This is a genomic window from Bradyrhizobium elkanii WSM2783 (assembly GCF_000472865.1).
Classification (GTDB): Bacteria; Pseudomonadota; Alphaproteobacteria; order Rhizobiales; family Xanthobacteraceae; genus Bradyrhizobium; species Bradyrhizobium elkanii_A.
This window is the reverse complement of sequence record NZ_AXAP01000028.1, coordinates 61917-72396: the sequence shown is the minus strand read 5'-3', so window position 1 is coordinate 72396 and position 10480 is coordinate 61917. Positions and strand designations below refer to the sequence as shown.

Below are 10480 nucleotides of genomic sequence, written 5' to 3'. Positions count from 1 at the left end.
GTGAGGGATGCCCTCGCGCGCGGGTGGTCTTTAGACCAGATTTTTGGCCTGCGAAACCCCGAAAAAGTCGCCGTCAACCGGCAATTTTGTAGAGTCTCAGCCGTTCCTGCCGGGCGCGTCGCCACAGCACGGCAAGTGCCGCAGCGACGCTGGCACCGCCGACCCAGCCGAGGTCGGTCGGCCCGAGCGCCGAGAGCACCGCGCCCCCGGCCGCCCCGCCGAGGGCGAAACCGAGATACATGCTGGAGGCGTTCAGCGAGACCGCGATCATCGCGGCCTGCGGCTCGATCCGGATGATGCTGGCGATCTGGGCGGGATAGAACGCCCATCCCGAGATCGCCCAGCAAAATACGAGCAGAAGCACGATGTAGCGCGCCGCTTCGGGAGCGGCGGTCTTCAGCGTGACCGACAGCAGAATCAGCGCCATCGACATGCCGGCAAGTCCGAGCGCCGAGGTTGGCGTTGTGCCAAATCGATCCGCCAGCGTGCCGCCGAGCATGTTGCCGATCGCGGCGGCCGAGCCGAACACCAGCAGCGTCAGGCTGATATCCGAGGCGTCGAAGCCGAGCTTTTGCAGTGGGACCGAGAGATAGGTGAAGACGGTGAAGCCGCCGAGCGCCCACAGCACGGTGGTGCCGAGCGCATGGAGGACGGCGCCGTGCCGCGCCACCGCGAGCCGCTCGCCGAGCGTTGCGGTGCTGCTCGGCAGGCCACGCGGCAAGCCGAGCAGCAGGCCAGCAAGTGCGATGGCGCCAAGGATCGCCACCATGACAAAGGTCGCGCGCCAGCCGAACTGATGCCCGATCATGGTGCCCAGGGGAACACCGACCACGGTTGCGACCGTGATGCCTGAGGTGACCAGCGCAACCGCCCGGGCACGCCGTTCGGGCGAGGCAACGGCAACCGCAACGCCGAGCGCCGTTGGCATGCACAGGCCGGCGCCAAGCGCCATCAGCACGCGCGAGGCCAGCAGTAGCGGAAACCCGGGAGCGAATACGGCCACCAGATTGCCCGCGATGAAGCAGGAAAGCGCCAGCGCAAGTACGTTCCGGCGGTCGAAATTGTTGAAGGCGACGGCCAGGATCGGTGAGCCGATCGCGTAGGCAAGGGCATAAGCCGTCACCAGTTGGCCGGCGGCCGCGACCGAGATCTGAACGTCGCTGGCGATCCCTGGCAAAAGACCAGCAATCACAAAGGCTTCAGTGCCGATCGCAAAGGCGGCAAGCGCCAGCCAGAACACGCTCATGATGGTCCCCCGATGTTCAAGGTTTATTGAACTATCGAGCGGGCGGTGACGAATGTCAATTGGTTCAATTACAATTGAACATTGCGACAGCAAACCCGCGCGGTTATGTTTGGGTCATGAGCCGAACGCCCTTGCACCCCACGCGGGATCAACTTGAATTGCCGATGGTGTTGGACTGCCTGAGTGACCCGACGCGGCTCGCGATCGTCTACAATCTGGCGAAATATGATTCCGCGAGCACGGAGCTGCGCTGCGGCGACTTCAACGCCTTCAGCGGCAAGTCGAACCTCGCCTATCACTTCGCGAAATTGCGCGAGGCGGGGCTGGTGCAGACCCGCATCGCCGGGACCACGCGCTATATGAGGCTGCGCCGCGCGGATCTCGACGCGCGCTTTCCCGGTTTGCTCGATGTGATCCTCGCCTCGGCCGCGCGGGATGCCGACCGGCTGCAATTTCCTGAATGCGAAGTGGTGGCTGCGAGCTGACTGGCTCGCGAGCGGAAACCGCAAAGCGGCGAAGGTTGGAGGCCCGGCCTGGATTTGAACCAGGATAAAGAGCAATGCACTGCTCCCGCGTCGACGCGTTCCGCCACCGGGCCGAGGCGATCATTGCCCATTTCGCAGGCGCTAGCCATCCTTACCCCGGATTAACCCTAACGGTTGCGTTGCACGATCACGCGTCGGGACGATGCGCGACGAACGTCATCCGCCATGGATTGTGGCCGATATTGCGGGGGGCGCGGGAAGCTTTGAAGCCGGCGGCCGCGAGCTTCTTCAGCATTTGCTCCTCGCCGTAACGCTCCAGGCCGATCCGTGTGCGCAGTTGCCGATAGTCCGACAGCGCCGTGCTGATCAGCCCGAGCAGGGCATCCTTGAGGAAGCCGTGGCGGGCGCCGAAACCCAACAGCGCGAGAACGTCCCTGCCCATGCCGACTTCGGGTCGCAGGACATCGCCGAGTATGAGGCGCCCGGAGGGTTTGAGCAGGCGGCGAATGACGGCGAATGCGGCGTCCAGTTCCTCCGCCGTCATATATTGCGCGACCGAATTCATGACGACCAGATCGACCGAGCCTTCGGCCATCTGCCCCACCTCATCCAGCGAGCGCACCCGGATCTTGGTGTTGGGCGCAAAGCGCGCGATCAGCCGTCCGCGCACGCCGGGCGCGGGCTCCGCGAGATAGAGCGTGGCGCAGGCATCCGCGACCTCTGCTGCGGACAGCGCTTCGCCGCAGGCATAGTCGAGCACGACGGCGTCGGGCGAGGAGATATAGGCAATGATATCCCGCGCAACGATCCGGAAATGCAGGTCGCGATGCAGCTTGCTGACATAAATCGTATGCGTGGAATCGTAATAATCGATCCATTCATCCATCGGCAGTGGGCCCGGCAAAAACTTGGGGTTCCGGCATAGGAACCGGCATCCGTATGATGCGTTAGAGGGGCCGGCGACCAGGAGTTCGGGCCGCCGGTGTCCGGTGTCCTAACAGGAAGGTTCAACGTGAGCAAAGCCAAGCCTGATCCAAAATCCGACAAAATCTCCCCCGACCTCGATACCCCGACCGACCTGCCCAACGAGGCGGTCACGAAGGTCTCGGCGGCGCTCAATACGCTGCTCGCGGATGCCTTCGCACTCTACCTGAAGACCAAGAATTTCCACTGGCATGTCAGTGGCCGGCATTTCCACGATTACCACCTGATGCTGGACGAGCAGTCGGACGCAATCTTCGCCACCACCGATCAACTGGCCGAGCGGGTGCGCAAGATCGGCGGGACCACGCTGAAATCGATCAGCCAGGTCAGCAAATTGCAGACCATCAAGGACAACAACGAGGACTACGTGCCGCCGCGCGAGATGCTGCGCGAATTGATGGAAGACAACAAGCACGTCGCCGCCGCAATGCGGAAGGCGCGCAACCTCGCCGACGAGCACGGCGACGCTGCGACCGCAAGCATCCTCGAGACCTTCATCGACGAGACCGAGCGGCGCACCTGGTTCCTGTTCGAGGCCAGCCGCCAGGAAGGCAGTAATGCGGCGTAGCACCAAAGACGTTGCGCAACGGCGACGAAGAGCGCGGAACGGCAGCCGGCTGCCTAGCCACCGTTTGAGCTTATAACAGGTTAATTGGCACCTTCAGATATTGCTTGCCGTCGGCGTCCGGCGCCGGAAGCTTGCCGCCCTTCATGTTGATCTGCAGCGAGGGGATGATCAGCTTCGGCATCTGCAGGGTCTTGTCGCGCGCTTCGCGCGTGGCGACGAATTCGTCCTCCGTGATGCCGTCATGGACGTGGATGTTGTGGGCATGCTGCTCGGCCACCGTCGTCTCCCAGCGGATCTCGCGCCCGTTCGGGCCGTAATCGTGGCACATGAACAAGCGGGTCTCGTTCGGCAGCGACAGAATCCGGTGGATCGAGCGGTAGAGATCGCGGGCGTTGCCGCCCGGGAAATCCGCGCGCGCCGAGCCGCCGTCCGGCATGAACAAGGTGTCGCCGACGAAGGCCGCGTCACCGATCACATGCGTCATGCAGGCGGGCGTATGGCCGGGCGTATAGAGCGCGAAGGCCTTCATCGCGCCGATCTGGTAGGTGTCGCCGTCCTTGAACAGGCGGTCGAACTGGCTGCCGTCGCGCTGGAATTCGGTGCCCTCGTTGAAGATCTTGCCGAACGTCTCCTGCACGACCGTGATCTTCTCGCCGATGCCGATCTTGCCGCCGAGCCTGCTCTGGATGTAGGGCGCGCCCGACAAATGGTCGGCATGAACATGGGTCTCGATCAGCCATTCCAGCTTGAGGCGGTGCTTCGTGATGAAATCGATGATCTTGTCGGCGGATTGGTAGGCGATGCGGCCGGCCGCGTAATCGATGTCCATCACGGAATCGATCACGGCGCAGGCCTTCGATGTGGGGTCCTTGACCACGTAGCTGACGGTGTTGGTCGCCGGATCGAAGAATGCGGTGACCTCGGGCTTCACGGAGAGGTCGACGGTGTGAGGAATGTCGGACATGGGCTGCTCCTCTACTCGTAAAGTGATCCGGCAAGCGCCGGCTGCCGGTCGGCGAGCGCGCGGGCGCCGGCCATCCCGACCAGCATGGCAATCATGAACTGGATCGACGCCGACGATCCATAACCAAGCGCCACGAAGGCGGGACCGGGACAGAAACCGGCGATACCCCAGCCTACCCCGAAAATCGCAGGTCCGACGATCACGCGCAAATCGAAATCGGTTTTGGTCGGCAGATGGAATGCACCCGCAAGAACCGGTCGCGGCCACTTCAGCACAAGCCTGAAGCCGATAAACGTGATGATGACGGCACCTAGCATCACGAATACGAGACTGGGATCCCACGATCCCGTGCGAATCGCCGCGAGGTCTAGGAAGTTCAGGACCTTCGCCGGATTGGACATGCCGGAGACCAGTAGCCCGAGTCCGAATGCCAGGCCGATGACGAACTGGATCAGAACAGACATGCGGGACCTCATGCGAGATGCCGGATGATGAAGGTCGTCGCAAATCCCGTCGCCATGAAGACCAGTGTAGCGACAATGGATCGAAGCGACAGCCGCGATATGCCGCAGACGCCGTGGCCGGAGGTACAGCCGCTGCCCCATACCGAACCGAAGCCAACCAAAAGGCCCGCGATCGCCAAAAGTATGCCGCCGGTCTCGATGGCTTGCGGCGGAAGGCTGCCGATCGCAACCCGTACCACGACGGGCGCGGCGACGAGCCCGGCAATGAAGGCGAGGCGACCGGGCCATTCCTGATCGTTGAACGGCGGAAGCAGGCGGGCGGCGATGCCGCTCACTCCCGCGATCCGCCCGGCGAACGCCATCAACGCCACGGCGGAAAGGCCGATCAAGGCTCCGCCCAGCAGCGCGGTCATCGGCGTGAAGGTGGTCGGCATCTTCTTGCTCCCTCGATGGGCCGTCACTGAGACGGGGGCGGCGTCCGAAAGTGCGGAGGCTGCGAACCGGATCCGTCATCCGCCAGCCGTCTGATCAACTCGCCCAATTGATTGCGCGAGCCAATCTAGAGCATGATCCAGAAAAGTGGGCACCGGTTTTCCGAAAAAGATCAAAGCGGGATGACGATTCGAAGAAAAGTCATCCCGCTTTAGTGGGTCTTGAGACGGCGCCGACGCCCGATCGAGATTTACTGTGCCGACAATCCCAGCGTTGCCTGCGTCTTGACGACGGGCGGAGGATTCCATTTTCCGGTCAGCGCCTCGGACTTCGGACTGTAGAGGCGCATGGTCAGGTTGAAGGGGCCCTTCGGCGCCGGAAGCCAATTGGCTTCCTTGTCCTTGCCCGGGCTTTCGTTCTGGAAGTAAAGATCGAGCGAGCCGTCCGCATCATACTTGAACGGCATCCAACTGCTGACTGCGAAGCGGTTCAGCACATTGCCGACCTGGAAGCCTTCCGGATCGTACAGCGTGATCGACCAGAACGCGTTGACCGGCGGGGCGGCATTCTTCTCGAACGTGATGGTGTACTTGCTTGCGCCGTCGAGCGGCTTGCCGGTCTCGTCGCCGAGATTGAGCGGATAGATGGCGTCCTCGGGCAGATTCGCGCCGAGCCCCAATTGCGAGACGATGGCACGCTTCAGATAGTAGTTGCCGTAAACACCCATCGTATCGGTGTTCATCGACCAGCCATTGGCAACCCGCGCAAGCGTCGGCACCTTCCAGGCCATCAGCTTCTGCGCGTCCTGCGGGGCGGTCTCGACGGCGCGCTGCAGGACAGGGTCGATCCTGCCGATGTCGAAGCTCTTGCCTGGCTCGATGCCGATCTTCTTCATCTGCGCGATGATCGGCTGATCGGTGATATGAGGCGGGTGAAGCTTCAGCAGTTCGGCCGCATAGGCGAAATACACGCCGGCCGTCATCGTATCGACCTGGACTTTCGGCGGCGTCTTCATGTCGACGCTTGGGTCGGGCTTGAATTCGACGGGTTTGGGCGTCTTGCCGAATTCTGAAAGCGGCGCGACCTTGTAACCCGCCTGGATCTTGTGAACCGCATCGTAGTCTGCCGGGCCGTCGGTCTTGGTACGGCCGATCACCCAGACATAAGGCGTTGGTGCGTCGATCCGCTGCGTGTCTCTCGGGAGCTTGAACTCATCGATAAATCTGTCACGCAGATCCGGTCGCCAGCCGGGAGGCGTCAGCAGGAAGGTGCCCGCCTTGGTGCCCGTCGTCCGCCACCCCGGCGACGCAAAGACATCGCTCCACATGTCCAGCATCGGCAGCAGGTAGTAGCGCCCGTCGGTATCGGGTACCGAGACCACCACAGGCTCCTTGGTCATGTCGAGCCATGACACGGAATAGAGCGTGTCGAAGTTGGAGCGCACCACGCCCTTGAAATTCGCCGGCGGATATTCGGGCACGTTGACGAACGTGTTCATCGGGCCCTTGAAATCGGTGGTGCCGTTGGTGAATTGCTTCCGCGTCACGTCCATCGACAGGATAGGGTAGAAATAAATATAGGCGTCCACCGCGATGGCGTGCGCTTCCTGCTCGGTGATTGCCGGCGCCGCTTGTTGCGCAAGCGCAGCGGGCAGAGCCGCCGCGCCCAGGCCGAGAGACAAAGTCAGCGTCAGAATTCCTCGAAACATATCGACTACTCCTCAACTGATGTGTGCTGTCGTGATTTATGGGGGCAGGCCTCCACAATCGTTGGATGCTTCGACTTCGAAGTCTTCGCGTTCAGGCAAGGGATGTCAGCTGTGCAAGAGGGGGTGTGCAGCATAAGACGCGACCCGACGCCCGCGGGGCAGATTATTGAATCAAATGCTATAAAGTCCGATGTCGAAGAACGACTGTTTCAACTACCTCCACGAGTACAATCTAGCACAAGCGTGAATGTGAACCAGTCGGGCCATCGCTAGCTCGTTGCGCTATGTGCCCGCTCGTAGGCATATCCCCGCGGGCACTTCCCGCATCTTTCGGTCCTGCTGACCCCATGGGGACGCGCGATGGGCCACTTGGCCCGCACGGTCAGCCGCGCTTCCACAACCTCACCAGCGGCCCATTCTCGCCCATCACCGGATCGGTCTTGGGTGTCGCGACCTGTGGGATCGTCTTCAGCGCCTTGGCGTGATTTTCGGGCGTCGGTCGCGTGATCTCCATCGACGGTCCCGGCGGATAGGCGCCGACCACGCAGAAATCATCGCTCGCGGCAATCAATTGGTGCCCGGTGCCGGCGGGCAGGATCGCGACGTCTCCGGCGGAGATCTCCAGCACCTTGCCGCGATCGCCGCCGAACTGTACGCGCGCATGTCCTCGTGAGACGCCGAGCACCTCGTGCACGGTCGAATGATAGTGCAGGTAATCGTAGACGCCATTGCGCCACATAGCGCCCCAGCCATTGGCGCCGAACAACCCTTCGATAGTCTTCTCCGGATGCTCGTTGTCGACGTCGACGGTCGCCTTGTAGACCAGGAACGGCAGCCGATTGTTCGGCACCAGGCCGTCATCCTCGAAGACGATCGTGAGCGGCGTTGTATCGGCCTTGACGACGGACATGGGAAGCTCCCGTAGGATGGGTAGAGCGAAGCGAAACCCATCGCGATTGCCGTGAGCCACCAGATGATGGGTTTCGCTTCGCTCTACCCATCCTACAACTTCATTTCGGCCGCCTACGTTCCTACGCCCGCTTCTTGTCGCGCATCAGGTCGGCGAAGCGCTTGAAGAGGTAATGCGAGTCGCGCGGGCCGGGCGACGCCTCCGGGTGATACTGCACGGAGAACACCGGCTTGCCGTCGAGCTGGATGCCGCAATTGGAGCCGTCGAACAACGAGATATGGGTCTGTGTTGCGCCGGCGGGCAATGTCGCCTGGTCCACGGCAAAGCCATGGTTCATCGAGGTGATCTCGACCTTGCCGGTGGTCTCGTCCTTCACCGGGTGATTGGCGCCGTGATGGCCCTGGTGCATCTTTCTGGTCTTGGCGCCGACGGCGAGCCCGAGCATCTGATGCCCCAAGCAGATGCCGAAGGTCGGCGTGCCCGACTCGATCACCTTCTGGATGACGGGCACGGCATATTTGCCGGTCGCGGCGGGATCGCCGGGGCCGTTGCTCAAGAACACGCCGTCCGGGTTCATCGCGAGGATGTCTTCGGCCGACGTGGTCGCCGGCACCACCGTGACCTTGCAGCCGACGCCGGCGAGCAGGCGCAGGATGTTGCGCTTGATGCCGTAGTCGACCGCGACCACGTTGAATTCAGGGGTGGTCTGCCGGCCGTAGCCCTTGTCCCATTCCCAGGGCGTCTCGTCCCAGGTGAAGCGCTGACCGGAGGTCACCATCGGCACCAGGTCCATGCCTTCGAGGCCGGGCCATTCCCGCGCTTCTTCCTTGAGGCCGTGCAGGTCGAACCTGCCGTCCTTCGAATGCGCGATGACGGCGTTCGGCATGCCCTTGCTGCGGATCAGCGCCGTGAGCGCGCGGGTGTCGATGCCCGACAGGCCGATGATGCCGCGCGCTTTCAGCCATTGATCGAGATGGCGGGTGGCGCGGTAGTTCGAGGGATCCGATATCGCGGTGCGGAGGATGACCCCGCGCGCGCCCGGCGTTGCCGCCATGTTCACCGTCTCGATGTCTTCGTCGTTGGTGCCGACGTTGCCGATATGCGGGAAGGTGAAAGTGATGATCTGCCCGGCATAGGAGGGATCGGTCAGGATCTCCTCATAGCCGGTCATGGCGGTGTTGAAGCAGACTTCGCCGACGGCCTGGCCTTCCGCGCCGAGGCCAAAGCCTTCCAGCACGGTGCCATCGGCGAGCACGAGGAGCGCGGTCGGTTTGTGGTCCGGCCAGGCTGAAGCGTTTTCGGATGTGGTCATGAGCCCTTTACATAGTTCCCACATCCTGCCGCGTCAAAGCGAAAGGGCATCCATGCACACGGGTTTTGCGCCTATTTGACTGGCGGTTCCGGGGTTTTAAGCTAGGGTTCCCACCATAACCTCGTTTCCCGGCCAAATTGCCCGTTTCGGAGCCCGCATGGACAACACGATGCCGATCCTGCTCGTCCCGGGCCTGGTTTCTTCGCCGCGGATCTTTGCCCCTGTCGTGCCGGCGTTGTGGCGGCTCGGGCCGGTCACGGTCGCCAACCACATCCGCGACGACCATATGGGGGCGATCGCGCGTCGGATCCTGGCCGAGGCGCCGCCGCGCTTTGCGCTGGCCGGGCATTCGATGGGCGGCTACATCGCCTTCGAGATCATGCGCCAGGCGCCGGAGCGGGTGGCAAAGCTGGCGCTGATCAATACCCAGGCCCGCCCTGATACGCCGGAGGCCTCCGAACGCCGCCGCGGCATGATGGCCCGCGCCAAAAGCGGCGATTTCCGCGGTGTGTTGGATGAGCTGTTTCCCGGCTTCGTGCACCCGTCGCGGCGGGAGGACGCCGGCCTGCGCCGGCTTGTCCACGAGATGGGCGAGGATGTCGGGGTCGAGGGCTTCATCCGCCAGCAGACGGCGGTGATCAGCCGGCCCGACTCGCGGCCGACGCTGGCCTGGATTAAGTGCCCGACCCTGGTGCTGACGGGCGACGAGGACCACACCATCCCGAATTCGCTGTCGGTTGAGATGGCGAACGGCATTCCAGGCGCCAAGCTCGTGATCCTGCCTAGTTGCGGGCACCTGCCGCAGCCGGAACAGCCCGAGGCGACCGCGAACGCGCTGGTCGAATGGCTGCGGAACTGAGGTTGTTCTCGCGGAACGAACGGCCTAGATGGAAGGTTTCATCATTCAGGGACACGGCCATGCTGCGCGACGACATCAACAACGCGGTCAAGGACGCCATGAAGGCGAAGGAGGAGCGCAAGCTCTCCACGCTGCGCATGGTCAATTCGACCATCAAGAACGCCGATATCGACGCGCGCGGCCAAGGCAAGCCGCCGCTTTCTGATGCCGAATTGCTCGGCGTGCTGCAGAAAATGATCAAGCAGCGCCAGGAAGCGGTCGAGCTCTACGACAAGGGCGGCCGCGCCGAGCTCGCCGCGCAGGAGCGCGAGGAGATCGCGGTGATCTCAGCCTATCTGCCGAAGCAGATGTCGGAGGATGAGGTGAAGGCCGCGATATCAGCCGCGATCGCCGAGACCAATGCTGCCGGGGTCAAGGACATGGGCAAGGTGATCGGCGCGTTGAAGGCGAAGTACACCGGGCAGATGGATTTTGCGAAAGCCAGTGGCCTGGTGAAGGCGGCGCTGGGATAGGGCTTCGAACGGACCAGTTTCAAACCGACGGAGGAC

General features: G+C 62.9%; 12 protein-coding genes and 1 tRNA gene. 4 read left to right on the top strand and 9 right to left on the bottom strand.

Annotated elements, in window-relative coordinates; genetic code table 11:
• Positions 1–73: 73 nt before the first annotated feature.
• Complete coding sequence (locus tag YY7_RS0123505; protein ID WP_028165391.1) at positions 74–1246, bottom strand: MFS transporter; 1173 nt, start codon at positions 1244–1246, stop codon at positions 74–76.
• Between the two features lie 116 nt (positions 1247–1362).
• On the opposite strand from YY7_RS0123505, the gene YY7_RS0123500 reads away from it, so the two are divergent.
• Positions 1363–1731 (top strand): ArsR/SmtB family transcription factor, encoded by a 369-nt coding sequence (locus YY7_RS0123500; protein WP_028165390.1) that lies wholly within the window; start codon positions 1363–1365, stop codon positions 1729–1731.
• Positions 1732–1767: 36 nt separating this feature from the next.
• Here YY7_RS0123500 and YY7_RS60545 read toward each other — a convergent pair.
• Both YY7_RS60545 and YY7_RS0123495 read right to left on the bottom strand, forming a co-directional pair.
• Positions 1768–1844 (bottom strand) — tRNA-Ala (locus tag YY7_RS60545).
• A gap of 74 nt (positions 1845–1918) precedes the next feature.
• Positions 1919–2617, bottom strand: a complete 699-nt coding sequence (locus YY7_RS0123495) for a class I SAM-dependent methyltransferase (protein ID WP_028165389.1) — start codon at positions 2615–2617, stop codon at positions 1919–1921.
• Positions 2618–2743: 126 nt separating this feature from the next.
• Between YY7_RS0123495 and YY7_RS0123490 the strand changes: the two genes are divergently transcribed.
• Positions 2744–3283 carry a Dps family protein gene (locus tag YY7_RS0123490; RefSeq protein WP_028165388.1) on the top strand — a complete coding sequence of 180 codons (540 nt, stop codon included), beginning with the start codon at positions 2744–2746 and terminating at the stop codon, positions 3281–3283.
• Between the two features lie 70 nt (positions 3284–3353).
• On the opposite strand, the gene YY7_RS0123485 is transcribed toward YY7_RS0123490, so the two are convergent.
• From YY7_RS0123485 to carA, 6 genes are all read right to left on the bottom strand, one after another.
• Positions 3354–4247 (bottom strand): MBL fold metallo-hydrolase, encoded by an 894-nt coding sequence (locus YY7_RS0123485; RefSeq protein ID WP_035690640.1) that lies wholly within the window; start codon positions 4245–4247, stop codon positions 3354–3356.
• Between the two features lie 11 nt (positions 4248–4258).
• The gene (locus YY7_RS0123480; RefSeq protein ID WP_028165386.1) at positions 4259–4711 is read right to left on the bottom strand and encodes a DUF6691 family protein; all 453 of its coding nucleotides are present in this window, start codon (positions 4709–4711) and stop codon (positions 4259–4261) included.
• Between the two features lie 8 nt (positions 4712–4719).
• The gene (locus YY7_RS0123475) at positions 4720–5145 is read right to left on the bottom strand and encodes a YeeE/YedE family protein (RefSeq protein ID WP_028165385.1); all 426 of its coding nucleotides are present in this window, start codon (positions 5143–5145) and stop codon (positions 4720–4722) included.
• A 248-nt stretch (positions 5146–5393) separates the two neighbouring features.
• Positions 5394–6851 (bottom strand): DUF1254 domain-containing protein, encoded by a 1458-nt coding sequence (locus YY7_RS0123470; protein WP_028165384.1) that lies wholly within the window; start codon positions 6849–6851, stop codon positions 5394–5396.
• Between the two features lie 382 nt (positions 6852–7233).
• Positions 7234–7761 carry a cupin domain-containing protein gene (locus tag YY7_RS0123465; protein ID WP_028165383.1) on the bottom strand — a complete coding sequence of 176 codons (528 nt, stop codon included), beginning with the start codon at positions 7759–7761 and terminating at the stop codon, positions 7234–7236.
• Between the two features lie 121 nt (positions 7762–7882).
• Positions 7883–9073, bottom strand: a complete 1191-nt coding sequence (gene carA / locus YY7_RS0123460) for a glutamine-hydrolyzing carbamoyl-phosphate synthase small subunit (RefSeq protein ID WP_028165382.1) — start codon at positions 9071–9073, stop codon at positions 7883–7885.
• 157 nt (positions 9074–9230) lie between these two features.
• Here carA and YY7_RS0123455 point away from each other — a divergent pair, with 157 nt between their 5' ends.
• Both YY7_RS0123455 and YY7_RS0123450 read left to right on the top strand, forming a co-directional pair.
• Positions 9231–9932, top strand: a complete 702-nt coding sequence (locus YY7_RS0123455; protein WP_028165381.1) for an alpha/beta fold hydrolase — start codon at positions 9231–9233, stop codon at positions 9930–9932.
• Between the two features lie 59 nt (positions 9933–9991).
• Positions 9992–10444, top strand: a complete 453-nt coding sequence (locus YY7_RS0123450) for a GatB/YqeY domain-containing protein (protein ID WP_028165380.1) — start codon at positions 9992–9994, stop codon at positions 10442–10444.
• Positions 10445–10480: the final 36 nt, after the last annotated feature.

Excerpts from the sequence above, each read along its gene's own strand:
- YY7_RS0123505 (WP_028165391.1), bottom strand. The coding sequence starts at position 1,246 with ATGAGCGTGTTCTGGCTGGCGCTTGCCGCCTTTGCGATCGGCACTGAA.
- YY7_RS0123500 (WP_028165390.1), top strand. The coding sequence starts at position 1,363 with ATGAGCCGAACGCCCTTGCACCCCACGCGGGATCAACTTGAATTGCCG.
- YY7_RS0123495 (WP_028165389.1), bottom strand. The coding sequence starts at position 2,617 with ATGGATGAATGGATCGATTATTACGATTCCACGCATACGATTTATGTC.
- YY7_RS0123485 (WP_035690640.1), bottom strand. The coding sequence starts at position 4,247 with ATGTCCGACATTCCTCACACCGTCGACCTCTCCGTGAAGCCCGAGGTC.
- YY7_RS0123480 (WP_028165386.1), bottom strand. The coding sequence starts at position 4,711 with ATGTCTGTTCTGATCCAGTTCGTCATCGGCCTGGCATTCGGACTCGGG.
- YY7_RS0123475 (WP_028165385.1), bottom strand. The coding sequence starts at position 5,145 with ATGCCGACCACCTTCACGCCGATGACCGCGCTGCTGGGCGGAGCCTTG.
- YY7_RS0123470 (WP_028165384.1), bottom strand. The coding sequence starts at position 6,851 with ATGTTTCGAGGAATTCTGACGCTGACTTTGTCTCTCGGCCTGGGCGCG.
- YY7_RS0123465 (WP_028165383.1), bottom strand. The coding sequence starts at position 7,761 with ATGTCCGTCGTCAAGGCCGATACAACGCCGCTCACGATCGTCTTCGAG.
- carA (WP_028165382.1), bottom strand. The coding sequence starts at position 9,073 with ATGACCACATCCGAAAACGCTTCAGCCTGGCCGGACCACAAACCGACC.
- YY7_RS0123455 (WP_028165381.1), top strand. The coding sequence starts at position 9,231 with ATGGACAACACGATGCCGATCCTGCTCGTCCCGGGCCTGGTTTCTTCG.
- YY7_RS0123450 (WP_028165380.1), top strand. The coding sequence starts at position 9,992 with ATGCTGCGCGACGACATCAACAACGCGGTCAAGGACGCCATGAAGGCG.